This window comes from Actinotignum sp. UMB0459, assembly GCF_051905915.1.
Taxonomy (GTDB): domain Bacteria; phylum Actinomycetota; class Actinomycetes; order Actinomycetales; family Actinomycetaceae; genus Actinotignum; species Actinotignum sanguinis.
The window spans coordinates 1-26,028 of sequence record NZ_JBQAIK010000012.1 but is presented as its reverse complement, the minus strand read 5'-3'; the positions used below and the strand labels follow the sequence as shown (position 1 = coordinate 26,028).

Sequence of the window (26,028 nt, the reverse complement as noted above, 5' to 3'; positions counted from 1 at the left end):
TGTACTCCCTTTAGTTTTCCTCGAAAAGGAAGGAGGGGATATCCAAATCGGAACGCTGAGGTTCTTCCACCCGCGGGGGGATAGCACGGTGGGTTCCCGGGCGCTGCGGTGCTGCCTGCGCTTCGGGCTGGGCCGCCGGATAGGCCGGGCTGGCCACCGGGTGGGCCGGGCTGGCCACCGCTTCAACTTCCGGTTCGGGTTCCGCCGGGGCCAGATCTTCGATCGGCTCAACGGTATCGTGACCGGCGGGTACGCCGTCCATCTGCAGCAGGTGATCACGTGCCTCATCAAAGCCCGCGGCGATAACGGTCACGCGCACCTCATCACCGAGGGATTCGTCAATAATCTGACCAACGATAATATTCGCGTTCGGATCCACCGCTTCCTTGACCATCTTGGAAGCGGAGGCGAGCTCCTTCATACCGAAGTCCGCGCCGGCCAGGAAGGAAATAAGCACACCGTGCGCCCCGTCAATGGAGGCTTCCAGCAGCGGGGAGGAGATGGCGCTTTCAGTAGCGCGCACCGCCCGATCTTCCCCGGAGGCCGAGCCGATACCCATGAGCGCGGTACCCGCATCCTTCATAATGGCCTTGACGTCCGCGAAGTCGAGGTTGACCAGGCCCGGAATGGTAATGAGATCCGAAATTCCCTTGACGCCCGAGCGCAGCACCTCATCGGCGAGGTGGTAGGCCTCAATAATGGTGAGGTCTTCTTCGGCGATCTCCAGCAGGCGATCATTGGGGATAACGATGAGAGTATCCACCGCTTGGCGCAGTTCCGCGATACCCATGGAGGCATTATTAGCGCGCTGGGCACCTTCAAATTCAAAGGGACGGGTAACGACGCCGACGGTCAGCGCTCCCAGATCCCGAGCCACCTTGGCAACAACGGGGGCGGCACCGGTGCCGGTTCCCCCGCCTTCACCCGCGGTGACGAACACCATATCCGCACCTTCGAGGGCGCTTTGGATAACTTCCACATTTTCTTCCGCGGCACGCTTACCCACCGAGGGATCCGCACCCGCACCCAGGCCCTTGGAAACCTCGCGCCCAATATCAAGTTTGGTTTCCGCTTCGGATTTCACCAGGGACTGTCCGTCGGTATTAACGGCAATAAATTCGACACCGGCAAGTCCGTCTTGAATCATGCGGTCAACAGCGTTGACGCCGCCCCCGCCGACCCCGATGACTTTGATATTGGCGGCGTTATTGACTACGGCCATGAGCTTTCCTCCCGAACCTCAAGTAAAACTTGAGGTTTTTCGTTCCTGACTTCGCGGAAAAGATAGTAGGTGAATGACAACGGTGCAATTCCCCGCGCTGGTGTGTTGCGAAGTGATCTGCGCTACGGTGTGGAAATCCGGTCGAACGGTCCGGTAATCGCGCAGAACGGTGCGGAAATTACGTAGAGCGGTGCGGCGGTGGTCTGCATCGGTGCGATAACCGGTTCAGGATTAATGAACGACGACGGCCGTAGGCTCTGACACGTCGTACACCTGGCCGGGGACGGTGATAACGGTGGCCAGTGCTGCCGCCTTGAGGTCCGAGCGTTGGGCATCGCCCCAGATCACCTTCTGCCCGGAGTTGAGATCGAGTCCTACCCGCCCGCTATCGCTCACCGATACCCCGGCTACCTGAGCGCGCACATCCTCCTTCAGGCTGGAGAGTACATCGAGGGCGATGCGAATACCCGGACCGTCGTTCCCATCCTCGGAGCGGGTGGCCGGCCCAGGTGTGAGGCTTACTCGCGGGAGTTTTGCTTCCACCTCGGGGAGAACCGGGAAACTCACGCCGTCCCGATCCATGGCGGAGCATGATCCTCTGTCCACCAGGCAGGCTACCGGCTCACGTACGGTGAGGGTAACCTCCAGTCCGTGGAGGTAGCTGCGGCGTAGCTGCGCTTCCTTGACGGCTGGGAATTGCTCGCTTAGGTCGGTGGCAAGAGCTTCAGTATCCAGGCGTGGGAGCGGGGTTCCTGACCGTTCAGAGAGGGCTGCGGTGATGTCTTCCGCCGTCACCGCAGTGTTCGCGGGGATACCCGAGACGGTAATATCGCTGGCACGCAAGGCCAGCAGCGGGCTGAAGAAAATTACCCAGGCCAGGGCGGCGAACGCGGCAAGTCCCGCACCGGCCACCCCGACGCGCCGCCAGCGCACCCGGCGTTTCTCGGAGGCTTTCTCTTCGAGGCGCTCATCCAGAGAAACCGTGGTGGTACTCGCAAGGTCGGCTAGCGGGGCATCACCGTCGTCGTATATCACCGGAGCGGTGGTAGCGGTGGGAACGTAGGTGATCTCCGCGTGCGGATTAATATCGCGCGCGGAGCGACGCCGAGATGGTTCTTTCACCGCACCGTCCCCTCCCCCAGCGCCGCCAGTATTTCGGGTCCCAGTGCCGTCACGTCGCCGGCCCCCATGGTGAGGAGCAGATCCCCAGGCTTCGCGCTTTTCGCGAGCGCCCGGGCAGCCTCGTGTTTATCGGCAATAAAATGCCCAGCGCTTCCCATGCGGGAAGTAATCATATCGCCCTCGATACCATTGAACGGCGTTTCGCGGGCTCCGTATACGGCGGTGACAATGGCGGTATCGGCCAGCTTGAGGGCGGTGGCGAAACGGTCCGCAAAATTGCGGGTGCGCGAATACAGGTGCGGCTGGAAAAGGACGCGCACGCTCCCCTCCCCGGCCTCGGTGCGGGCGGCGCGCAAGGTAGCCTCCACTTCGGTGGGATGGTGAGCGTAATCATCGAAGAGACGGACTCCCCCGACCTCACCGCGCAGCTCGAAACGCCGCCCCGTCCCCGTAAAAGTCTCCAGACCGCGGGCCATATCGGCCAGGCTCACGCCCAGTTCTAGACCTGCGGCTGCCGCTCCGGCCGCGTTGAGTTCGTTATGGGATCCGGGGACCTGGAGGGAGAGCGGCGCGCGGCTTTCCCCGCACCGTAACGCCCTGTTCTCGAGAGCCACGTGGGCTTCCGCGCCAGGGAGCGGTGCGCCCCGCCCGTAACTAACCACCCGAATACCTTCGTTTACCGCTTGAGCACCCAGGCGGGCTGCACCGGCGTCGTCGCCGCAAACAATGAGGAGCCCGCCGGGGACGATGCAGCGCGCGAATTCCGCGAAGGCCTCTTCAAAAGCTTCCCGGCTACCGTAATGGTCGAGATGATCGGGTTCGACGTTAGTGACCAAGGCGATACGGGGCCGGTAGTTGAGGAAGGAAGCATCGGATTCATCGGCTTCGGCAACGAGGACCTTCCCGGTGCCCAGATGCCCTCCGGAGCCGTGCCCGCGTACGCTCCCGCCGATAGCCCAGGACGGTGCCTGGCCCGCTTCATCCAGTGCCACCGCCAGCATTGCCGACGTGGTGGTTTTTCCGTGTGCGCCGGCCACGGCTACAAAATCGCGGTTCCCGCTCGCGAGGGCGAGGGCTTGGGAACGGTGGATGACGCGGGCACCGAGCTGGCGGGCCCGCGCAAGTTCCGGGTTATCTTCCCGGATGGCGGAGGAGACCGCCACGAGGGTGTCGGCGCTGAGGCGCTCCGGTTCCGTTCCGATCCACAGGGTGATGCCGGAATCCGCCAGGCGCTCCGTGGTGGCCGAGGCGCGGGCGTCGGAGCCGGTCACGGTCCAGCCTTCGGCATGCAGCAGATCGGCGATCACGCTCATGCCTGCCCCGCCGATGCCGATGAGATGGATATGTGTCACCTGAGAACCTCCTCAATAAGATCAGCGAGCCGGGCCGCGCCGTCAGCCGGACAGATAGCGCGCGAGGCCTGGGCCATGCGGGTGCGGGTGGATGCGTCGGTGACGATGTCCAATACGGTGCCCACCGAGTCTGCGGTGAACTGGGCATTGGGGATGAGCAGCGCTCCACCGGCAGCCACAACGTCCGCGGCGTTGCGCGCCTGTTCACCGTTCCCGATGGGGAGCGGAACGAAAACGGCGGGGAGCCCTAAGGCGGATACTTCCGCCACGGTGCCGGCTCCGGCGCGGCACACCACGGTATCGGCCACCGCGTAGGCAAGTTCCATTTCTTCCAGATATTCGAGCACGTGGTAGCTGGGGATGGTAGCGGCGGTGCGCTGGGCCTCGGCGGCTTTGCCTCGCCCGGTGAGGTGAAGTACCTGCACGCCAGCCGCGGCGCAGCGGGAGGCGGCGGCGGTCATCACGTCATTGAGGTGAGCAGCGCCCAGGGAACCCCCGGTGACCACCAGGGTAGGTACCAGCGGGTCTAATCCGAGGCGCGCCGCGGCGGCGGTGCGCGCCTCCGCTCTATCTGCACCGGCAAGGGCAGCGATGGCGGGGCGTAGCGGCAGCCCGACGGTGCGGGTGATGCCGCGCGCGGCGCGCAGCGGCGTGGAGGGGAAGGTGAGGGCGACGGCGGCCGCGCCCCGTGCCCCAAGTTTATTGGCGAGGCCCGGCAGTGCGTTTTGTTCGTGCACCACCACCGGGATGCCGGCGCGGCGCGCCGCGGCGTAGACGGGGGTGGAGGCGAAACCACCGAAGCCGACCGCCAGCTCGGCATCGACACCGGTGAGAATACGGCGTGCTTGGCGTATCGCCCGCGGGAAAGCCACGGGGAAACGTAACGCATCTTTATCGGGACGGCGCGGGAACGGTGCGCGTTCCACGGTAGCAAAATCGAAACCGCTGGCGGGAACAAGGTCTTTTTCCATACCGGTCGCGGTGCCGACCACGAGGATACGGTGCCCGCGTCCGGCGAGTTCATGAGCGGTGGCCAGTAGCGGATTGACGTGCCCGGCGGTTCCCCCGCCGGCGAGCACTAGTGTCACGAGGTCCTCCTGATAACTGCGCGCACCCTGCCCGCGAGCGAGCTGGAGCGCCGGAATGATTCTTTCACGCCCGGAACCGCCAGGGCTGCCGCCACGCAGACTCCCACCGCCATGAGGCAGGAGATGACGGAGGAGCCGCCCTGGCTCATGAAAGGTAGCGGCACCCCAAAAACGGGCAGCAGGCCGGTGACGACGAACATATTTGCTACGGCCTGTCCGCATAGCCACAGTGCGGCACCCCCGGCAACGAAACGCCCGAAACGGTGCGGGTGGTACATGCAGATGGTGAGGAGAGCATAGCCGATTGTGCCGAGAAGAACGATGACGACGGCGCATCCGAAGAACCCAAGTTCTTCTCCCACCACGGCGAAGATGAAATCGGTATGTGCTTCGGCGAGGTTCCCGGGCCATTTTTCAATTCCGGTACCCAGGCCGGAGCCGCCCGGCCCCCCGGAACCGAAAGCCCAGAGCGCGTAATCGGCCTGGGAGGGTGTTTGCCCGGTGGGAAGGGTGAAGAGGTTCTGGAAGAAGTCCTGGATGCGGGTGATGCGCGAGCGGCTTGAAAAAATAAGAACGACGACGAGGAAGAAACCCAAGGCTCCACTGATAAGGAAATAGCGCCCCGGGAAACCCGCCATCCAGAACATTCCCACTCCAATGAGGAGGAAGATGAGGGCGGTTCCCATATCGCCACCCACGAGCACCGCGCCGATGGCCGCGCCGGTAATGCCAATCGGGATGCTCCAGTCGGAAAGCTGGAAGTGGGCGCCTTGCACCATGCGCCCGAGCACCGCGGCCAGGGCCACCACCATGGCGAGTTTGAGAAATTCCGAGGGTTGGAGCCGGATAGGGCCGAAGGCAATCCAGTTGCGATTGCCGGCAACGGAGGCACCCAGCGGGGTGAGCACGAGGAGCTGCAAAAGTATCCCGAAGCCGAGGGCCAGGCCCCATAGGCGCTGGAAAACAGCGAGGGGAATACGGGCGCAGATCACCGCCAAGATGGTGCCAATAGCAGCGTAAGCCATCTGCAAGTAGGCCGAGCGGAACAGGTTGGGGCCGTCTTCGTATTCGGCTCGCACCGCCCCGGGGGTAATGGCAGAAAACACCATGAGGAGCCCGAGGAGAGTGAGGATCGCAGTGGCTACCACGAGAAGGAGAATGGAACGGTGCATGACATTGCGCACGCGTTCCTCCGGGATACTCGGGGCCTGCGGGTTCTCGATCCGATCACGCATGCCGTGTCCCCGTGGAGCTATCCTGTGCACCGTTGTCTCGCGCCGTTCCCTCCGCTGGGGTACCTTCCCCTGCCAAGGAGTCGCTCTCCGACGAGGCGCCGCCCGCTGGCGGTGCCGGTAGGGCTCGCACGGCCGCGGCGAAACGATCACCGCGATCCGCGTAAGACGTGAATTGATCCATGGAGGCACTGGCGGGGGCAAGCATGACGGTGTCCCCCGCTTGGGCGTAGCGCGAAGCGGCCAGCACCGCACGTGCCATCGGTTCGGAGGCAGCCGGGTCAATATAGGTGACCGGAAGATTTGCTCCGTCCAAAGCCGCGTGCCAGGGTTCTTGGTTGATGCCAATAACGACGACGGCGCGCAGCCTGTCCCGCACCTGCGCCACGAGGGATTCAAAGCGGGCACCTTTGGGTTGCCCGCCCACGATCCATACACAGCTACCCTCAGCCAGTGCGGACACGGAAGCGAGTGTGGCATGGGCATTGGTGGCCTTGGAATCATCCACGTAGCGCACCCCGGCCCGTTCGCTCACCGTTTCGATCCGGTGGTGGCCCGGCCGCATATGCTGAAGGCCGGCGCGTACCACCTCCGCGGGAATATCGATGGCACGGGTGAGAGCCACGGCGGCCAGGGAGTCCCAGATAAGGTGGCGCGGAAGCGCCGCGGCGGCAGGAGCCAGCTGGGCGACGTCGTTCAAAGAAGCAATCTCCACGGCGCTACTCCACCGTTGCTTCCCGTACGCACGGTCCACGATAAGGCCGTCCACGATGCCGATCTGGCCGACGGCAGGAATGCCGGTAGTGATGCCGATGGCCCGAGCACCTTCGCACACATCCGCGTTATCGACCATAGTTTGGACAGCGCTATCTCCGACCGGGTAGACCGCGGCGGTGCGCACATGCTCGTAAATGCGGGCTTTTGCGGCGGCGTAGGCGGCACGGCTACCGTGCCACTCGAGGTGGTCGTCGGCAATATTGAGGCAGATGCTGGCAGCCGGTTCCATGGTGTGGGTGGTGCGCAGCTGGAAGGAAGATAGCTCCAAAGCAAAGGCCTGCGGAGCATCCGGGCCGGTGGCGCTCACGGCAGTAACGGCGGGATTACCGACGTTCCCGATGGGTTCGCCGCCCAGGTGCGCAGCCCGCAAAATATGAGCCGCCATCGTCACCGTGGTGGTCTTCCCATTGGTGCCGGTCACGGCAAGCCACGGGGCGGCGTTCCCGGTGCCGTCGTGCGCGCGCAGGCGCCAAGCAAGTTCGATTTCGGACCACAGCTCAATACCGTTATCAGCGGCTGCGGAAAAAAGCGGGCCGATTTCGGGTATGGCGGGTGCGGGGATGATGACGTCGGGCCGCCAGGCCAGCACTTTGCGCGCCAGTTCGGCCGGGGTCGGGTCGCTGCCGCCGGTGTCCACGGGGAGCGCGGTGACCGCCCCGAGTTTGGTGATATCTGCGTCCCACACGCTCACGCGCGCCTCGGTGAGCTCGGTCAGTGCCCGCGCGCAGGCCCGCCCTGATTTCCCTAAACCGACGACGGCGATACGGCGCCCTGCCAGTTCCGCCGCGCCCGGATGTTGCCACTCACTCATCTTTGCATCAACCACTCAGCGTAAAAAATACCCAGGGCGATAAAGCCGCACAGGGCTTGGATTACCCAGAAGCGCACCACGACCGTGACTTCGTTCCACCCTTTGAGTTCGAAATGGTGGTGGATAGGTGCCATGCGGAATACCCGTTTTCGTGTCATTTTGAAAACGCCCACCTGGACTACGTCGGAGATGACTTCCAGGAGGTAGAGCCCGCCGATGAGTACGGCGAGGAATTCGGTGTGGGTGTAGATAGACATTCCCGCGAAGACCCCACCCAGGGCGAGGGAGCCGGTATCCCCCATGAAGATCTGGGCCGGCGAGGTATTCCACCAGAGGAATCCGATAAGTGCCCCGACAAGGGCCACCGCGATGATATTGAGATCGCGCGGGTCGCGGATGGGATAGCACCCGGGTGCGGCATCAACGAGACCGTAGCAAGGGTGGTTGCTTTGCCACATCGTAATAAGAGTGTAAACCCCGAAAGCGATGATGGAGGCACCGGTGGATAGGCCGTCGAGGCCGTCGGTGAGGTTCACGGCATTGGACCAGGCGGTGATGAGGAAATTCGCCCAGATAATGAAGAGGATAATGCCAACGGCAGTGCCGGCAAAGGCGAGACTCAGGCCGGTATCGCGCACGTGGGAAATACGCATTGATGCCGGAGTTCGGTTATTTTCATCCGAGAACATGAGGGAGAGCACCGCGAAGGCGACGCCAACAATCCCCAGGCCAGCGATTTTTGCCCAGGGGGTGAGGCCCAGGCTTTGTTTGCGAGAAATCTTAGTGAAATCATCGGCAAAACCTACGCCCGCCATACCGATCATGAGTCCGAGGAGGAGGATCCCGGACATACCCGGACTGCGCCCGGCCCCGATATTGCCCACCAGGTAACCGATAACAACCGCCGCCACAATAGCAAGACCGCCCATGGTTGGTGTGCCGCGTTTGACCAGGTGCGAGGTGGGGCCATCCTGGCGGATAAATTGGCCAAATTGTTTGCGCACGAGAAAACGGATGAGAAGCGGGGTCCCGAATAGGGTGACGAGAAGCGAGACCGCAAAAGCGATAATAAGCGCGAGCACTATTCCCCCTTGAGGTGGGTGGCGATGTGCCACACACCCGAACCGTGCGAACCTTTGATGAGGAGTGCCCCATCCTCATTGAGCATATCGGAGAGCGCTGCTTCCGCTTCTTCCCACGCGCCGACGGAGCGGGCGGTGATACCGGCCTCACGGGCCGCCGCCGCGAGGGCTGCCATCTGGGGGCCCACCGCGATAAGAAGGCTCACACCGGCCGTTTCCAGGGCCGGGAGGAGGGCGAGGTGTTCTTCCCGAGATGTCGCGCCGAGTTCAAGCATATCGCCCAGAATCGCGGCTTTGCGCCCATTCCCGAGCTGTCCGAGCGCGGCGATGCCGGCGCGCATAGAATCCGGGTTGGCATTGTAGGAGTCGTCGATAATAAGGGTCGAGCCGCGGCGGAACACATCCATACGGTGAGCGCTGGCCGGCCCACTCGACAGTCCCGCCACGATGGCGGGCAAACTCACCCCGGCGGCGGACGCGGCAGCTGCCGCCGCGAGTGCGTTCATGACTTGGTGTTCCCCCACGAGCCCGAGGCTGACCGTTGGAGCGGACGGTGTAGCGGAGGCGGATGGCGCCGACTGCACGGTCGGGGCGGAGATGGCGGAGGGTGCGAAGCTGGCTGCGCCGTCGTTCATACGGAGCGTGAAACTCGCCCGGCCGTCGCTTCCGAGGGTGATATCGGTTGCCGTCACGTCCGCCGGGTTCACGCGCCCAAAGGTGCGTACCCGACCGCTCGCAACTCGCCCGGCCATGGCGGCCACCCGCGGATCATCGGCGTTGAGGATGGCGATGCCGTCCTCGCGCAGGCCTTCCACAAGTTCTGCTTTGGCGCGCGCCACGTTCTCGATGCCGCCAAATTCGCCCAGGTGCGCGCGGGCCACCACCAGCACCACAGCGATATCCGGGGGCGCGATGGAAGTGAGGTAGGCGAGGTTGCCGATGTGGTCGGCACCCATTTCCGCCACCAGGGTGGCGGTGCTCGCGTCCACACGGAGCACCGTGAGCGGTAAGCCGATTTCGTTATTGAGTGATCCCGGTGGGGCAACCACGTTCCCACGTTCCCGGCATATCGCGGCAAGAAGATCCTTCGTGGTCGTTTTCCCCACGCTCCCGGTCACCGCGATAACCCGCAAATCGGGATTGAGCTGGCTGGCCAGTTCAAGATTATGCCGAGCCAGGCGTCCGAGCGCCGCGGGGATATCATCGACCACGATAATACGCTCGGCTTCGGCGCCACCGGCCAGGGCCGCTGGGCCATCTTCGGTGAGAATGAGGCTGGCTCCTGCCGCGCGCGCCTGGCCGCTCAGGGTATTCGCGTCCACGCGCGCGCCTTTCACGGCGGCAAAAAGCGCACCGGGCGTGATGGCGCGGGTATCGATAACCGCCGCGGTGACCTCGGTATCGCACAACGGTGCGAGCGCGGCCCCGCCGACGGCGGCGATAACCTCCGCGGAGGACATGGAAATCATTGCGTGTCTTTCTCTTCTTGCGTGTTTTTGTTGAGTACACCGCGGCTAGCGCGCTCAGCGAGCGCCGCCCGCGCTACCTCGCGGTCGTCCAGCGGAATGTTACGCCCCCCGGCCACCGGTTGATAAGTTTCGTGCCCACGCCCGGCGAGCAGCACGGTATCCTCCGCTGCCGCATCACGGATGGCGGTGCGCATGGCGGTGGTCCGATCAGCGATCTCCACGATGCGGGCGGGGCTGTGCGCGCTGCGGGCACCGTCCAGGAGTGCGGCGCGAATCGGTGCGGGATCTTCTTCGTGCGGATCGTCGTCCGTGATGTAGACGACGTCGGCCAGTTCGGCGACTGTCCGCCCCATCTCGGGGCGTTTATCCACGTCGCGTTCCCCGGCGCTTCCGGTTACAACGATGAGCTCACCGGAGGTAGTCGGGCGCAGCGCGTTCATGGCCAGACGCAGCGCCGCGGTATTATGCGCAAAATCGACGACGACGCGCGGTGCGCTGCCCACTACTTCCATGCGGCCGGGGACTTGTGGGGTGAGCCCGGCACCCACCACCGCGCCAACGGCGCCTCGGTCCGCTCCGCTTTCCAGCACCATGGCAACCGCGAGCGCGGTATTGGCAATATTAAAATCTCCGGGCAGGCCGGTGCGCACCGTCATCTCCCAGCCCTCGCTATGGGCCAGGGTGAAGGATGTAACGGGGCCGCGCTCGATATCGCGCACCTGGTATCCGCTTCGGCCATCCAGCTCGGAGAACACCCCGAGGGCCACGGTGGGCACCTCGGTTTCCCCAACCAGGCGCCGGCCCCAATCATCGTCAACGGTGATAACTGCCTTACGCGAACAGGTCGGGGTAAAAAGGCTACGTTTGGCTTGATAGTAGTTTTCCATGGTGTGGTGGTAGTCGAGATGGTCCCGAGTGAGATTGGTAAATCCTGCCACACTGAAGACCACGGGGCTGGTACGGTGCTGGGCCAGCGCGTGGGAGGAAACTTCCATGGATACATCCGTCCCGCCCCGTTCCACCAGGAGGGCGAGCAATGCTTGCAGATCCGCGGGCATGGGCGTGGTCAGATGCGCCGGGACGCACAGGTCCGCAATTTTTGTTTCCACGGTTCCTACCAGCCCGGTGGTGCGGCCCAGCGCGGTAAGTAGGCCGTCCAGGAGGTACGTCGTCGTCGTTTTACCATTGGTGCCAGTCACCGCGAAACTGCGCAAGCGCTCTGCCGGTTCCCCGTAGACGCGTGCCGCAATGGCGCCCAGGTGGGCGGCCGGGTCCTCCAAAACCACTAGTGGAAGATCCAGGCCGGCCTGCGCGATAAGCGCTGCCCCGGCGGTATCGGTGAGGATGGCGCGGGCGCCCCGTCGCACCGCCTGTCCGGCAAAGCGCGCCCCATGAGCATGGGCGCCGGGCAGCGCGGCGAAGAGTGCACCATCGCGCACCGCGCGCGAATCGGCAGTTACGGAAGTGACGGTGGTGCCGCTACGACCGCTTAGATCCGTATCCTCAGCCTGCGCTTTCCCCGCGGGGGCGCACGCTTCCACGCCCGGAATCTCATTGAGCGCCACCGGGCGCACCTGCGGAAGGGGGAATTCGTCACTCACTAGTTGCCTACCTCGGATGAAAACCACGGATATTTGAAAAGCGGAACGGTGCTGGGCGGCACGCCCAGGTGCCGCATCGCGAAAGGTGCGAAGTTCGCGAAAACAGGCACCGCGGTGTCACCACCGTATCCGGCCCCAGCCCCGCCGTAGACCGCTATCGCTACCGCGATCTGCGGGTCTTCGGCAGGGATGGCCGCAATAAAGGTACCCACACGGCGGGTGAGGTTTCCGTTAGCGTCCGGAACCTGAGCGGTGCCGGTTTTACCGGCCACGTTGTAGCCGGGAACTTTGCCGCGCCACCCGGTGGACTGGTTATTGGTAACCGCCTGCATCATATTCATCATGGTGCGCGAGGATTCCTCGCTCATAACACGGTGGCTTTCCCCAGGAACGGTGGGGGTGGTGCGCCCGCTGGCATCGGTGGTGGAGTCCACCACGTGGAGCGGAATATATACTCCCCCGTTGGCGATGGTGGCCCCGATTTGCGCCAGTTGCACGGTGGTAGCCGCCCATCCCTGCCCGAACATGGTGGTGTAGCGATCACGCTGGCCCCACTGCTCCGGCGGGCGCAAAATACCGCCCGATTCGGCCGGTAATTCGATCCCGGTGGGGCTTCCCAGCCCGTAGCTGCGCATATAGTCATAGCGCACGTTATCGTCCACCGTGTCACCAATCTGAACGAGTCCGGTGTTATAGGACTGCGCGAGAATCCCAGCCACCGTCATCCCCTGGGTGGGATGCGGATCATTATCGGAGATGCTTTCGCCATTGGGCATGGTGATGGTATCCGGCACCGTGAATTGGGTGAGGGGTGTGACGGTTCCGGTATCAATGGCCGCGGTGAAGGTGGGGAGCTTTCCTGAAGATCCCGGCTCGACCGGTGCCTGTACGGCACGCGAGCCCCAAGAATCCGGACTCGCTTCCTGGAGACGGGAAGGATCGGGGGCATGGGAATCTGCGAGGGCGAGCACCCGCCCCGTCCCCACTTCAATAACAACGGCGGCGCCCCAATCCGCAGCGTTGGCATCCACCGAAGCGTCGAGGGATTCCATGAGGGCGTTTTGCAGATCGCGGTCGATGGTGAGTTTCACGCTCGCGCCGTTAACCGGATCCACGCGCTCGGTTTTTCCGTTCGGTACGACGGCGCCGCCTCCGGCGGTTTGCACCGTCAAGCGCCCATCCGTGCCAGAAAGGGCATCGTTGAACGTGCGCTCAATACCGGCCTGCCCGGTAGGGAGCGGGTTTTCTGCGGTTTCCCCCACGTAGCCGAGGACGTTTCCGGCCACTGAACCATTGGGGTATTCGCGCTTCATAAACTGTTCGGGTTCGATACCCGGAATTCCTAAGGCGTTGATTTTCCGCCATTTCTCAGGGGAAATATCACGGGCGATATACACAAAGGTAGATTTTTTCTCACCCCCTAGGAGGGTGCCTCCCAATTCCGCCCGATCCACGCCGAGCAGAGGTGCGAGCACTTTCGCGGCTTCTGCCGCCCCGGTACCTTCCACGATGAGCTGATCATTGGCGTCTAGGACATAGTCCCCGTTGTCATCGGTTTTGTAGTGCTGGTAAGAACCAATGAGATTCTGGTTGACGCCCACGTTGTAGCGTTCCACAGAAGTCGCCAAAACTGCCCCGTTGGTGTCCACGATATCGCCCCGTTTGGCCTGCAGGGTGTAGGTACGGGTACGGAAAGCATCTGCCGAGGCAGCCAGGGCATCGGCGCGAATAAACTGCAAATCGATGAGCCGCACCCCGAGGATCCCCAGCGCGAAGAAGAAGATGATCGCCATGGTTCGCACGCGCCGTACATGCGGCTGCGCGGCCTTCCAGCGACGGGCTAGTTCCTTCATGCGCTTTTCCTTCGTGTCACTCCCCCGGAATCGGAGCAAGAATCGTAGCGGACCCCAGGTCCATATGCTGAACGTCCGTGGCGGGGACGAGGCCGAGGTCCTGCGCGCGTTCCTTGAGGCCTTGCGGAGTGGAAGCCCCCACCACTTCATCCGTGAGGGTGGACTCCACCGATTGCGCGACCGCCAGCTCCTGCTTAACGGAGCGGATTTCGTACGCCGTGCCTACCATACGCGTATTAAGAGCGAAAACCGTGGCAAACGCGCCGAAGAAAAGCGCCATGCATATGATCACGGTACCGAGAAAGCCACGGTGCGCCGCCGGGGTGGGGATAAGCGTGAGTTCGGGACGCCCCGAGATCACGGGACGGGTACGCGGCGCTGCAACAGCGTGGGGCTGTGCGCTCATAGCTGACCTCCGGGACGGATTTTCTCGGCAGCGCGTAAGCGAACGGACGCGGACCGGGAGTTGCGGGTGATTTCTTCTTCGCTGGCTCGAATCGCTCCTCGGGTGAGGAGTTCCAACCAAGGTTTATGTTCTTCAAGTTCAACGGGCAGTCCCTTGGGTGCCCGAGAGGTGGCCCCGGCGGCAAAAGCCCGTTTCACCAGGCGGTCTTCCAGGGACTGGTACGCTTCGACGACGATGCGCCCACCCACCCGCAAAGCGGCGAGGGCTGCCGGCAAGGCCCGTTCAAGTGTTCCGAGTTCGTCATTCACCGCGATGCGCAAGGCCTGGAAAGTGCGTTTGGCGGGATTTCCCCCGGTGCGCCGCGCCGGGGCGGGGATGGCCGAACGCACGATATCCACCAGTTCGCCGGTACGGAGCAACGGGGCACTGGCGCGCCGTTGCACAACGGTGGTAGCGATACGATGGGCGAATTTTTCTTCCCCGTACTCGCGCAAAATCCGAGTGAGCTCACCTACCGATTCTTCCGCGAGGATATCTGCGGCGGTGCGCCCGACCTGGGCGTTCATACGCATATCAAGCGGAGCATCGTGGGAGTAGGAGAACCCGCGCTCGGTTTCATCCAATTGCAGGGAGGACACTCCCAAGTCCATGAGGATTCCATCCACGGGGCGATTGCCCGCTGCCGCGGCCACGTCGTCGTACGTGGTTTGGACGGGGCGGAACCGCTTCCCGAAGCGGGCCAGGCGCTCCCCCGCCAAAGTAATGGCTGCGGGATCGCGGTCAATTCCGATAACGGTGAGGTTCTCAAAACGCTCGAGGAAGGCTTCGGTGTGCCCGCCCATCCCGAGGGTGCAGTCAATAAGAACAGGGGCGGGAACCTGGAAAGCGGGAGCGAGGAGCTCGATGCAGGTGTCCACGAGCACCGGGGCATGCAGCGCGTTCCCGGCGGCGCGCGGCGCGCCCGAGGTACGTGCTGTCTCCATCCTGTGCCCTTCTTATTGCGGCGCCCGCGATAGTGATCCCCCGCGAGCGATCTGAAGCTGGGGAAGTGCCTCAGAGCTCTCGCGAAAGACCGCCACCGCGATCACGCGATTCCTAGAAGAGGCCGGGGATGACCTCTTCTTCCCTATCGGCGAAAGCCGATTCTTGATCCTCTAGGTAGACCGCCCACGCGGCGCTATCCCAGATTTCGACCCGGTTGCCCGTGCCGATAACCGCGAGGTTGCGATCCAGGCCCGCGTACGTGCGCAACATCGCCGGGATGGTGATTCGTCCCTGTTTATCAGGGACGTCATCCACGGCGCCGGAGAGCAGCACGCGGGTATATGACCGCGCCTCTTTGGACGTCAAGGGGGCTTTAGCCAGGGTTTGCTGCAATTCCACAAAATCCGCGAGCGGAAAAACGTAGATGCAGTGTTCCTGACCGCGCGTCATCACCAGCCCGCCCTGGAGCTGATCACGAAATTTGGCGGGCAGAATGATTCGACCTTTGTCGTCCAATTTGGGCTCATACGTGCCGAGGAACATCTACCGCACCCCCTCTCGTGGCGCTTGTCTCCACTTTACTCCACTTTGCTCCACCAGTTTGCCATGACGAGGGTATGTCGCGCTAGTGATTCCCAGAAAAGCCCGCCATAACAGGGGAAACTGAGTGGAGCGCAGGTGGAGTACGGTGGAGTGTTCAGGGGTGAAGAACGCCCAATTTGTTACGCGAGGCGCTCGGTAAAGCAGAACGTCCGGTAGCACGGGGCGCACCCAGCTGCGCCGTCGTATCTATAAAAAGAAAACGGTGAGAGGATCGATATCCTCTCACCGTTATGGGTGCCGAGTTTGCACTACCGGACGAACCGGGCCCGCGCTACCGTAGTTTCTAGTGCTCGCCGCGGCGGCGCTTTTCCCACATTTCTTGTTGGCGCTGCATAAAAGACGATACTCCGCGCGGCCCCGACGCACTCGGGGATCCCGCACCTCCGGCAGGCACCGCAATTTTCTCAGTATGTACACCCGCGAGCGCATACCATACCGAGGCAAACATGATGATGACGCCGAGCAAACCAAGCCACCACATCTTCGGTGCAGAAATCCCACCGATAAGAATGGCGATGCCCGCAACCAGCCCGAGAATCCCCAGTACGAGATTGCGCACGGACAGTTGCCGACTGATGGCTTCTACTTCCGGCGCAGCGGGCTTCATATTACGCGCGAAGCTGGGATCCTCGTTGGTGAGCTGCGCTTCCAGCTCAGCGAGCATCTTCTTCTCGTAGTCCGATAGGGCCACTGTGCCTCCTTGTTACTGTACTGCTGCCAGTCTACCGTGCCCGGCGCACCACCGTCACGATATGTTGTGTCACGATACACCGTTTCCGAGCCCTTCGCGCCCACCGGCTAGGGCATCGCCGCGCCCCGTCCCACCGTGCCCCGTACCGGCATCTTCTACCCCACTGTCGCGCCCCGTCGTCGGCCGATGCAAGAGGCTTGCTGGCCCGAGTGCCCCGGCTCCGAAACGCGAACGCACCGCATCCATGGCACTCTCAGCTTTCCCACGGCGCGGATCATCATCGAAAGCGAGCTGCTGGTAGCCGCCCTGCTCGCTCAGGTTCTCTACGCGCAAGCCCAGGAGCCGCAAGCCCGCGGCGGTGACCTCCACCCCGTCCAGCAGCTCGCGTGCGCGTTCGTAGATCTCGGCGGCAACCTGGGTGGCTTGCGGCAGTGTTGCCGACCGGGTAATGGTGGTGAAATCCGGGAAGCGCACCTTAATAGCGACGGTGCGCCCCACCAGGCCTTTTGCACGCAACCGGACTGCGGTGTCATGCGCCTGGAAAAGCAGAATACGGTGGAGTTCGTCCCGGTCAGCCAGGGGGTCGAAAAAGGTTTCTTCACGTCCGATGGATTTTTCCTCACGGCTCGGGGTAACGGGGCGCGGGTCGACGCCGCTGGCCAGCTGGAAGAGGTGATCCCCGGCAGCGGTGCCAAGGAGGCGGCGTAGCTGGTCCGGGCCGGCAGCGGCGACGTCCCCCACCGTTTCGATCCCGTGCAAACGCAAACGTTCTTCGGTACGCCCGCCCACACCCCAGAGGGCTCCGGCCGGTAAATCGTGCAAAAAATGGAGGGTAGCCGCGGCGGGAACAAGGAGAAGCCCGTCTGGTTTGGCGTGCGCGGATGCTATTTTAGCCACGTGTTTGGTGGCGGCGATCCCCACGGAGGCAGGTACTCCAACCTCGGTGCGGATACGTGCGCGCAGCTGCTGACCAATATGAACGGGAGGGCCGAAAAGCCGGCGCGCTCCCCCGACGTCCAGAAAAGCTTCATCCACGGAAAGCTGCTCCACCAGCGGGGTGACCTCCCGCAAAATCGCCATGATTTTTTCCGATACCGCGCGGTAAAGTTCCAGGCGCGGGGTGAGCATAATGAGATTCGGGCAACGCCGCCGTGCCTGTCCCACCGGCATCGCGGAATTCACCCCGAAGGCGCGTGCCTCGTAGGAAGCGGCGGCCACAACACCGCGTTCCTGGCCGCCCACCGCGACGGGGCGCCCGCGCAGCTCCGGATGGTCGAGAAGCTCCACGGATACAAAAAAGGCATCCATATCAATATGGAGGATAGGAGTACGCGAATCGTCATCGCCCCAGGAATGGCGGACTGCGCGTGAGCGCGGTGCGCGTGACATAAGCCCTCCGTTTCCTCTCGCTCCATTTTGTCGCCCCGTTTCCGTTCGCCCGGTTCCGCCCGCGTATCCTCACGCGCGGTTTCTTTTTCCGAGTTCCCGTCGTTACGGTGCGCTCTCCATTAGGCTGGAGCTGTGAGTGTGCCTACCGAACCCGTGCGAACTGATTATGCCCTCGCCGAACTGGATCGGCGCTCGGATCGCCCTTCCCTCGTGACCCTCTACCTGGACGGGGTGGAATCCTCCGCCTTGGATCTTGACGATCCCACGTATCTAGAATTCGAGTATATGCAACAGTTTAGGTGCATTCTCGAAGCCATGTATCCCAAGCTCCAGCCGCTGCGAGTACTCCACCTGGGGGCAGCCGGATGCGCTTTTCCACGTGCCCTGGATGCGGCTCGGCCCGGCTCACGCCAGCTAGCAGCGGAAATTGACGGCAAACTCGCCACCTACGCACGCGAATGGTTCGATCTGCCCCCGTCCCCGCGTTTGCGTATCCGGGTACAGGACGCGCGCGTCACCCTGGACACCACGGCGGCGCGCTGGGACGTGGTGGTGCGCGATGCTTTTGCTGACCGTGATGTTCCGTCCCATTTACGTACCGGCGACGCCGCTGCGCGAGTCGCCGAAGTTCTGCAACCCGACGGTGTGTATCTCCTCAACTCGGTGGCCTCCACCGGCCTGACCCGCTTCGCGAATGAATCACGGGCCCTCCTCGAGCATTTCGAGTATGTGCTAGCGATTATGGATCCGGCGGTGCTGCGCGGGCGTCGCTTCGGCAATATCGTATTGGCTGCCTCCCAGCGAGAATTCGCTTTCGCGCAGATCGAGCGACTGGTTCGCCGCCTCCCACTGCCCGCGCGCATGGTGGGACGGGCGGATTTACGCCGGCGGGCTCGCGGCGCCATCCTCGAGCGGGATGCCGATATCGGCTACTTACCCGCAGGCGCTCCCCTGCCCGAAGACTAGTCCGCGGCGTGCCGACCGCGCGGGCGCTGAGGCGCCGGGCACCCGTCTTCCTGGCCGTGGGCATCCGGCTCGCCTGCCGTACGCGGCTCGGCCTCAGTATGTGCTTCGGCGCTGGACCGGTGCCCACTACTGGCATGCTGCCACGCAGCCCGCATATTTTTCAGGCGTTCCGTCAGTTGCGCCTGTTCGTTATCGGCGTGCTCCTTGCGCTTGACCATTGAGGCATCCACTCGGGCGAGGAAACTTTCCGCCGCACGCCCAATTTCATCGGCACTGGGAACGGTGAGGCTGTGCTGCGGGGCCTGGATAAGGCCCGGATGCCCTTCCGCGCGATCATATTCGGCTTCCAGGGCAGCTACGATTTCCGCGAGCTGCTCATTATGTTCGGTGAGTTGGGCAAGTTGCTCGGATTCTTCGGCGGCACTGGCTTCCAAGTCTCCCAGCGGCAGGCTCAGCCCGGCCGTTTTCGCGAGCATGGAGAGCGCGCTGGCTGCCCCGGCCGCGTAATGGTGCCCGGCAATATACATGGGCACCCGCACCGTCACAGAGAAGGTCGCCACTCCCATCTGCCCGAGACTGTATTCCAAAAAATCTGAGAAGGACGCCGGATACCACACGTCAGCTTCCAGGGCGGGAGCCACCGGATCGGCATTGCGGGTGCGGATGAGCATATCCGGCTGGCGGGTATGGGGTAGTGCCCCGGCCACCGATCCGGCCCGGTAGAGCCGCTTCACTCCCAGCTGCGCGAAAACCGCCATGAGCTCAGAGTTGAGCCCCTGCCAGCAAAAATCTGGTTCGGTACCGAGCAGAAGTAAGAAAGAGGTGCCCTCGATATCTTTGGCGTGGAACAGCCCGAGCGCCGGGATGGCAATGTCTTCCAGCGCACCGTTGAGATAGTGCACCCGCGGGCGCTGCGCCCGATAATCAACCAGCCCGTCCACATTTATGTCAGCCACCGGGCTGAGCTCTAGGGTGTAGAGCTGCGAGGCAATGAGTTCTGAAACCGAACCAATGTCATTGATGGGATCGGTGAGATGAACGACGACGCTTTCACAACGCTCCCCGCTCGCCCAGGAATCTTCCTGTTCCCCCTCACAGGGGTAAACGAAATAATTCACCGTGATCCTCCTCCCTCTCCAGCTCGCTAGCTTCCCCTCCAGCCTAGACTACCGGCCCGGCCGAGCGCGCCGGGCGCCGTCGTACTTCAATAACGGCAACCTCTACAACGAGACGTAACCGAACACGGTTCCGGTATTCGCCACCGGCTGATCGCTGTCGTTCCCGTCACCGCACTATAGCGCGCCCCGGCGTTTTCCGTCATAATTGATTGTTACTTTTTTCCAGGACACCACCCGATTATGTTCGGTCATCAGGAGGAGCCGCTCGTGGTCAACGATCCTCATAGCGCGCGCGAGGACGCAATACGGGAAGAACAGCTTTTCGTGGATACTGCGTACCGTGCCCTTGATCGCCAGCGTGAAGCCTATGCCCAGCGCTTGGCTGCGGTTCGCAGCCAGAGCGGTCAGGAAAGCGCCGGTGAGATGACCGAGAGAGACTCTTTCGCCACCCATTACGAAGATAATCTCACCCGCTTGCGGCGAGTCGAAAACCGGCTGGTTCTCGGCCGGCTCGATACCCGCGAGGGTGAAACGGATCATATCGGGCGGATCGGTTTGAAGGACGAAAGCGGAGAGATCTTGCTCCTGGATTGGCGTGCCCCGCAATCCGAACCGTTTTATCGGGCCACCGCCGCACATCCGGGAAAGGTGCGGCGCCGCCGCCATATTCAGACCCGCCTGCGCACGGTCACCGGAGTGGAAGATGAGCTTCTTGACTCTTCGCGTGCCGCCTCAGATCTCAATCTGACGGGCGAGGGCGCCCTCATGGCGGCGATGAATGCGGCGCGCGACGGGAAAATGAACGATATCGTCGCGACGATTCAGGCCGAACAAGACAGTATTATTCGCGCCGATTCTAATAATGTGCTGGTGGTCCAGGGCGGGCCGGGGACCGGGAAAACAGCGGTGGCCCTCCATCGCGCTGCTTACCTTCTGTATACCCATCGCGAGCGCCTGGCGCGTTCTGGCGTGCTCATTGTGGGCCCCTCGCCAGTCTTTTTGCGCTATATCGATCAGGTGTTACCGTCACTGGGAGAATCTGATGTCGTATCGACGACGATTGCCGGGCTGGTGCCCGGGGTAACGGTAAGCGCCGTCGATACTGCCCCCGCCGCGGAGATTAAGGGCCGCCTAGTATGGCGTACTATCGCCCCGCGGGCGGTGCGCACCCTCCTCGAACGTCCGTTGCGCAAGGCCGTGCGGATGCGCATCAGCGGGGTTGATGTACGCCTAACCCCGCAGGATGTCGAAAACGCGCAACGGCGGGCGCGCCGTACAGGTAAGCGTCATAACGAAGCCCGCGATACTTACGCGAAATACCTCGTCGATGTGTTGGCCCGCCAGGTGGCCGAGGGCCAGAACGTGGAGCTCTCGGAAAACCCGTGGATTATTGCCGATGTGGCAGAGAGCATTGATGCTCGCCGGGAAATCAACCTGCGCTGGATGCCTTCCTCCGCGGTGGCACTGCTGGAGCGCTTGCTCACCAAACCGCATCTTCTTGCCGAGGTGGCGCCCGAGCTCAATGCTGCGGAACGAGCCGCGTTGCAGCGTCCGGTCGGGCATGGCATGACCATCGCCGATATTGCCCTCATCGATGAGTTCGCCGAAGTTCTCGGATCTTTTGCCACCGATGCGGAACGCCACGCCCGGGCGGCACGCGATGCGGCCGAACACAATCGACTCAGCTATGCCGGAGAAACAATGGAGGCGCTGGGCGTGGGCGGCGGGATCGTGAGTGCAGAGCTGCTAGCCGAACGGATGGGTGGACGCGGGGACGGTACCTCACTAGCCGAGCGTGCCGCCGCGGATCGGACCTGGACCTACGGTCACGTAGTGGTCGATGAAGCCCAAGAGCTCTCCCCCATGCAGTGGGAAATGCTCATCCGGCGTAATCCTTCCCGTTCCATGACGGTGGTCGGTGACCTTGACCAACGCCCGGATGGTTCACCACGAGCCGGCTGGGAGGGGTTGCTGGGCCGCCTAGCTGATCGAGTGCGCGTAGAAGAACTCACGGTGTCCTACCGAACACCGGCCGTTATTTTGGATACCGCCGGGGCGGTGCAGCGCGCGGCCGGGGTCATGGTGCGCCCCGTGCGTGCGGCCCGTACCGAGGGTGGCGCCGTGGAGATCGCCGAGCGCTGCGCACCCGGAACTCTTACCACGGGCACTATTAGGGCGACGGCGCAGGTGTGCGAACGCTTGGATGCACGTTACGGGCAGGCCGGTACCCTCGGCGTGATCGTGCCGGAGACTCGAGTAGCTCGGGTAGCGGCCGCTATCGCAACAGCTCCGGAACTGGCCGGATGGACTGTAGACGTCACCGGTCGTGATGTCACGGCCCGGATCCAAGTTCTCACGGCAGTGCAGTCCAAGGGCTTGGAATTTGACGCTGTCGTGCTCGTGGAGCCAAGTGAGATTTTGGCCGAAGGACCGGGCAATATTTACGTGGCGATGACGCGCCCCACCCAGCTTCTCCACGTGGTTTCTGAAGGCGCGCTCCCGGCCGGGCTCACCGCGAGCACCGCCGGTGTTGGTTCCTAAGACCGCGCGCCCCTTGCGCTGCGGTTCAGAGTGCGTGGGCTTCGGGCCGTCACGTCGCGGCTTCGCGTGCCGTGGTTACGCGTACGCGTAGCTACGCGTACCGTAGCTTCGCGTACCGCAGTTCGCAATTATTACCACTATGATTGATTAGTCAATGCTATGAGGCCGCTGTTCGGGTGGGTGAAGGAGTACGAATGACCGTGAAACCTTGGCTGGATATTTATCCGGAGTGGGTGCCTTCCGATATCACGGTGGACGAGGAAACTTTAGAAGAGTCGCTCCTGCGCGCGGCCGCACGCTATCCCAATCGGGTGGCCTTAGATTTCCTCGGGGCAACAACGAGTTACCGTGAACTTGTTGAGCGGTCCTGCCGTGTTGCCACTCTCCTGCGCAGTTTGGGGGTGCAGCGCGGGGATACCGTTGCCGTGGCCTTGCCAAATTGCCCCCAACATATGTATGCCCTGTGGGGTGCGATCCTGACGGGCGCAACCGTCGCGGAGATGAATCCGCTAGCTCCGCAACCAGAATTGCGCCGCCAAATTGCGATGGTTGATGCGCGAGTTGTTATCGCATGGGAGAAGACCATTGCCACGTTGGCACCAGATCCCCACGACCCGCGCCACTATTTCGCAGTGGACCTCTCCCGAGATTTACCGCTGACCTCTCGGATGCTTCTCAAGCTTCCGGTGGCGCAGGCTCGCACCCAGCGTGCTCGCTTGCGCGGGAGTGTTCCGGCTCACGTGGCGTCTTTTGATCGGGAGTGGCGGAAAGCGGTTCCTATGGACCTCGCTACCTTCCGTAAACCGCAGGCGGACGACGTGGCGCTGTATATGTTCACCGGGGGTACCACTGGTAAACCGAAAGCGGTAATGCTCACGCACCGGAATTTGGTGTCCAACCGCAAGCAGATCATTGCTTGGGTGCCTTTTGAAGCTGATCATCACGAGGTGATTGCTGGGGTACTGCCCCTCTTCCATGCATTCGGCTTTACCCTCATGATGATGTGCGGCCTTGATCTGGCTGCGACCGCTATTTTCTTGCCGAATTTCGATATTCAGTCCTTGCTGGCTGCCCAGAAGCGGCGCCCCATCACCGTGCTACCCGGGGTAACACCCATGTTCTCCCGTATTCTTGCCGAGGTGGAAAAGCGGGAATCCGCCGGGGAAACTATTGATCTGTCCTCGATTCGTTTCGGGGTGTCCGGCGCGATGGCGCTGCCGGAGGAGGTGGCGCGCCGCTGGGAAGAACGCACCGGAGGTTTCCTTATCGAGGGGTACGGGATGACGGAATCGTCTCCGGTGGTTTCTGGATCTCCGATGAGCCAGGATCGGCGCCCCTCCACCCTAGGCGTTCCTTTCCCCGGTACCGAGGTACGCATCGCCAATCCCGATAATTTGGCGGAAGATGCCGAGGATGTGGGGGAAATCTTGGTGCGCGGCCCGCAAGTTTTTGCTGGGTACCTGGGTGAAGCAGAGGAAACCGCGCAGGCGTTGTTCGGAGACTGGCTGCGCACCGGTGACTTGGGGCGCTGGGATGGGCCTTTCATCGTTATGGCAGATCGCGCGAAGGAGATGATTAATTCCTCCGGTTTCAATATTTATCCTTCCGAGGTGGAGGATGTCCTGCGAGAAATGCCAGAGATCCGCGACGTGGCAGTTGTGGGGATCCCCGCCGCGGAACGTGGCGAATCCGTGGTAGCAGCTCTCGTTTTAGAGCCGGGGTCCACGGTTGATCTGGCGGCGGTGCGCCGCTGGGCCGAAGGCAAGCTTGCGCATTACGCTATGCCCTCGTCCATTGCTCTTTTTGATGCCCTTCCCACCTCCCAGTTAGGGAAGGTAATGCGCCGCTCGGTGCGCGAACAGCTGGATAATTTCGAACTGACGGCCGGGGTGTGGGTGAAAAAAGCCGGCGCAGTTGCCGGAAGCGCCACTGCCGCGGTAGGTGATATGACCCGTGAAACTTTCGAGCGTGTATTGGCCGGGTTGGAGGCCACCTATAATCTGACTGTCGATCAAATTCAAAGCTGGGCCTCTAGCGTCACGAAGTCTGCTACGGAAAGTGGCGGTGCGGTACGCCAGTGGGTGGATAAGACTGCCCCCAGCCAGGAAACGATTGCCACTTTCGTGCGTTCTGCCGGGGCTACTTTAGAATCTTTTGCCACCTGGGTAGTACGGTCCAGCCACGACCTAGTTGCAGGTGCCACGCGATCCATGACACCTGCCGTAGGAGATAACGGAACCGGCCGCAATGACCAGACCAATCCTGAGGGAAGCACCGATGGTGCTACTCGCCCAGACATGGAGAACACCGCCGTATCACGAAATAGGGAAAACCCGGAGAACGCTGAGAGTTAGGCCCCTAGCATTGTGTCTGCGCGTGCGGCATCGTTTTCATAACGACGCCGCATAGCACGCTGACCTCCGGCGGTGCACAGCATTCACGCAGTTTTCCGCGTGTTGCTCCCTCAGGACTGAGGTTTCGAGAAATCCGGCGATTCTGATGCAACCGGAACATCCGGATCCTGGCGGAGATCTGCGATGGCCCGCTCGAAATCGTCAATGGAATCGTAATTTGAGTAGACCGATGCGAACCGAAGATACGCAACTAGGTCAAGGGCCTTGAGCGGTTCAAGAATGGCGAGGCCTATATCATGCGCATCAATCTGCGAGCTGCCCGAGGAGCGGACTTTTTCTTCCACCTGGGCTCCGAGCAATGCCAGTTGGTCTTCGGTAACCGGACGCCCCTGGCACGCCTTCCCCACCCCGTTAATAATTTTTTGACGTGAGAAAGGTTCGGTAGCACCCGAACGCTTGACGACCACAAGGCTAGCTGTTTCCAGCGTGGAAAAGCGCCGGTGGCAGTTCGGGCATTCACGACGACGGCGAATGGACAGGCCATCATCAGCGGTACGAGAATCAATCACCCGTGAATCAGGGTTGCGACAAAATGGGCAATGCACATTAATCATTCTAAATGGCTCAGCTATAATACGCCAACCGCATAACTATGGTAGTCCCATAGGTATCACCCGTACCATCCGGGCGGTCTATGCCCAACCGGTACCTCATGACTAATAACCCGGAATCTCAAGCACCTGGCCGGGAACCAGATCATGAGAAACGAGCCCATTGAGATTGACAATATCCGCCACCCCGGTGGAAATATCCGGAACACCCGGGATGCTGGCGGCAATACTCGCCAAGGTATCCCCGCCTTGCACTGTTACGGTTGCCATTCCTGTTTCCAGGAAAGTGGTCCCTACGATCATGGCAAAACTGGCCAGGAGAAGAGTGACAGCAATGGTCAGCGCTACCCGTACACCCATCCGCACGATTCCATCCAACGAAGCTGAAGCGGCGCGCGAAGGTACCGACGCCTGAGCCGCTACCCGAGTAGCAGATGAGGCTTCCCCTCGAGTAGCTATATGACTAGCGGATCGGGCTGCCGCACCCGCCGCCGATCGCACAACCGGCCGTGGCGCAACGACCACCGGGCGGCGCACCGCACCCAGAGCCGGAGTGTTCCAGCGCCGGCGTGCGCCAGCTACCCGTAGCGCGGTGACCGAAGCTCCCCCGCGAACATCCCCGTGGCGAACTTCTTCCCCGCACGGCTTACTGTGCACGGCCGCGGACTGCTCACCCACTACCCGCAGTTTCGGGTGCCGCCGGCTGGTGTGAGCACGGCTAGTTTCCCGCGTTATCTCCTGGTATGCGACACTCAT

General features: G+C 62.5%; 21 protein-coding genes. 3 read left to right on the top strand and 18 right to left on the bottom strand.

Annotated elements, in window-relative coordinates; genetic code table 11:
* Positions 1–10 precede the first annotated feature (10 nt).
* The 15 genes from ftsZ to ACTFPK_RS03250 form a co-directional block, all read right to left on the bottom strand.
* On the bottom strand, positions 11–1,222 hold the full coding sequence (gene ftsZ, locus ACTFPK_RS03320) for a cell division protein FtsZ (RefSeq protein ID WP_320757843.1): 1,212 nt from the start codon (positions 1,220–1,222) through the stop codon (positions 11–13).
* A gap of 231 nt (positions 1,223–1,453) precedes the next feature.
* Positions 1,454–2,344, bottom strand: a complete 891-nt coding sequence (locus ACTFPK_RS03315; protein WP_439911077.1) for a cell division protein FtsQ/DivIB — start codon at positions 2,342–2,344, stop codon at positions 1,454–1,456.
* Positions 2,341–3,696 carry a UDP-N-acetylmuramate--L-alanine ligase gene (gene murC / locus ACTFPK_RS03310; RefSeq protein ID WP_439911076.1) on the bottom strand — a complete coding sequence of 452 codons (1,356 nt, stop codon included), beginning with the start codon at positions 3,694–3,696 and terminating at the stop codon, positions 2,341–2,343. Before murC ends, ACTFPK_RS03315 begins: the two co-directional genes overlap by 4 nt.
* Positions 3,693–4,784 (bottom strand): undecaprenyldiphospho-muramoylpentapeptide beta-N-acetylglucosaminyltransferase, encoded by a 1,092-nt coding sequence (gene murG / locus ACTFPK_RS03305; RefSeq protein WP_439911075.1) that lies wholly within the window; start codon positions 4,782–4,784, stop codon positions 3,693–3,695. The genes murC and murG overlap by 4 nt, the downstream gene beginning before the upstream one ends.
* Complete coding sequence (locus tag ACTFPK_RS03300) at positions 4,781–6,019, bottom strand: FtsW/RodA/SpoVE family cell cycle protein (protein ID WP_439911074.1); 1,239 nt, start codon at positions 6,017–6,019, stop codon at positions 4,781–4,783. The genes murG and ACTFPK_RS03300 overlap by 4 nt, the downstream gene beginning before the upstream one ends.
* On the bottom strand, positions 6,012–7,604 hold the full coding sequence (murD, locus tag ACTFPK_RS03295; protein ID WP_439911073.1) for a UDP-N-acetylmuramoyl-L-alanine--D-glutamate ligase: 1,593 nt from the start codon (positions 7,602–7,604) through the stop codon (positions 6,012–6,014). The genes ACTFPK_RS03300 and murD overlap by 8 nt, the downstream gene beginning before the upstream one ends.
* Positions 7,601–8,686 carry a phospho-N-acetylmuramoyl-pentapeptide-transferase gene (gene mraY, locus ACTFPK_RS03290; RefSeq protein WP_126134623.1) on the bottom strand — a complete coding sequence of 362 codons (1,086 nt, stop codon included), beginning with the start codon at positions 8,684–8,686 and terminating at the stop codon, positions 7,601–7,603. Before mraY ends, murD begins: the two co-directional genes overlap by 4 nt.
* Positions 8,686–10,155 carry a UDP-N-acetylmuramoyl-tripeptide--D-alanyl-D-alanine ligase gene (locus tag ACTFPK_RS03285; protein WP_439911072.1) on the bottom strand — a complete coding sequence of 490 codons (1,470 nt, stop codon included), beginning with the start codon at positions 10,153–10,155 and terminating at the stop codon, positions 8,686–8,688. Before ACTFPK_RS03285 ends, mraY begins: the two co-directional genes overlap by 1 nt.
* The gene (locus tag ACTFPK_RS03280; RefSeq protein WP_439911071.1) at positions 10,152–11,756 is read right to left on the bottom strand and encodes a UDP-N-acetylmuramoyl-L-alanyl-D-glutamate--2,6-diaminopimelate ligase; all 1,605 of its coding nucleotides are present in this window, start codon (positions 11,754–11,756) and stop codon (positions 10,152–10,154) included. The genes ACTFPK_RS03285 and ACTFPK_RS03280 overlap by 4 nt, the downstream gene beginning before the upstream one ends.
* Positions 11,756–13,609 carry a peptidoglycan D,D-transpeptidase FtsI family protein gene (locus tag ACTFPK_RS03275; protein ID WP_320757852.1) on the bottom strand — a complete coding sequence of 618 codons (1,854 nt, stop codon included), beginning with the start codon at positions 13,607–13,609 and terminating at the stop codon, positions 11,756–11,758. Before ACTFPK_RS03275 ends, ACTFPK_RS03280 begins: the two co-directional genes overlap by 1 nt.
* 16 nt (positions 13,610–13,625) lie before the next feature.
* Positions 13,626–14,015: a hypothetical protein gene (locus ACTFPK_RS03270; protein WP_320757853.1), complete on the bottom strand. Its 390-nt coding sequence runs from the start codon at positions 14,013–14,015 to the stop codon at positions 13,626–13,628.
* Complete coding sequence (gene rsmH, locus ACTFPK_RS03265; RefSeq protein WP_016442539.1) at positions 14,012–14,998, bottom strand: 16S rRNA (cytosine(1402)-N(4))-methyltransferase RsmH; 987 nt, start codon at positions 14,996–14,998, stop codon at positions 14,012–14,014. The genes ACTFPK_RS03270 and rsmH overlap by 4 nt, the downstream gene beginning before the upstream one ends.
* Positions 14,999–15,110: 112 nt before the next feature.
* The gene (gene mraZ, locus ACTFPK_RS03260) at positions 15,111–15,542 is read right to left on the bottom strand and encodes a division/cell wall cluster transcriptional repressor MraZ (RefSeq protein WP_320757854.1); all 432 of its coding nucleotides are present in this window, start codon (positions 15,540–15,542) and stop codon (positions 15,111–15,113) included.
* Between the two features lie 343 nt (positions 15,543–15,885).
* Positions 15,886–16,293, bottom strand: a complete 408-nt coding sequence (locus ACTFPK_RS03255) for a DUF3040 domain-containing protein (RefSeq protein ID WP_439911068.1) — start codon at positions 16,291–16,293, stop codon at positions 15,886–15,888.
* A gap of 69 nt (positions 16,294–16,362) precedes the next feature.
* A complete protein-coding gene (locus ACTFPK_RS03250) occupies positions 16,363–17,682 on the bottom strand; it encodes a DNA polymerase IV (protein WP_439911067.1) in 1,320 nt (439 codons plus the stop codon).
* Positions 17,683–17,814: 132 nt separating this feature from the next.
* On the opposite strand from ACTFPK_RS03250, the gene ACTFPK_RS03245 reads away from it, so the two are divergent.
* Complete coding sequence (locus ACTFPK_RS03245) at positions 17,815–18,648, top strand: spermidine synthase (RefSeq protein ID WP_231366666.1); 834 nt, start codon at positions 17,815–17,817, stop codon at positions 18,646–18,648.
* On the opposite strand, the gene ACTFPK_RS03240 is transcribed toward ACTFPK_RS03245, so the two are convergent.
* Positions 18,645–19,766, bottom strand: coding sequence for a PAC2 family protein (locus ACTFPK_RS03240; protein ID WP_394532327.1), 1,122 nt, complete (start codon positions 19,764–19,766; stop codon positions 18,645–18,647). The genes ACTFPK_RS03245 and ACTFPK_RS03240 overlap by 4 nt on opposite strands.
* Before the next feature lie 267 nt (positions 19,767–20,033).
* Here ACTFPK_RS03240 and ACTFPK_RS03235 point away from each other — a divergent pair, with 267 nt between their 5' ends.
* Together ACTFPK_RS03235 and ACTFPK_RS03230 are read left to right on the top strand one after the other, a co-directional pair.
* Entirely contained in the window at positions 20,034–22,307 is a 2,274-nt protein-coding gene (locus tag ACTFPK_RS03235; RefSeq protein ID WP_394532329.1) for a HelD family protein, read from the top strand.
* Between the two features lie 194 nt (positions 22,308–22,501).
* Positions 22,502–24,661 (top strand): AMP-binding protein, encoded by a 2,160-nt coding sequence (locus ACTFPK_RS03230; protein ID WP_394532330.1) that lies wholly within the window; start codon positions 22,502–22,504, stop codon positions 24,659–24,661.
* Between the two features lie 110 nt (positions 24,662–24,771).
* Here ACTFPK_RS03230 and nrdR read toward each other — a convergent pair whose 3' ends face one another.
* Together nrdR and ACTFPK_RS03220 are read right to left on the bottom strand one after the other, a co-directional pair.
* A complete protein-coding gene (nrdR, locus tag ACTFPK_RS03225) occupies positions 24,772–25,275 on the bottom strand; it encodes a transcriptional regulator NrdR (protein ID WP_016442531.1) in 504 nt (167 codons plus the stop codon).
* Between the two features lie 102 nt (positions 25,276–25,377).
* The coding region (locus ACTFPK_RS03220; protein WP_394532332.1) for a LysM peptidoglycan-binding domain-containing protein at positions 25,378–26,028 on the bottom strand (651 nt) is incomplete at its 5' end.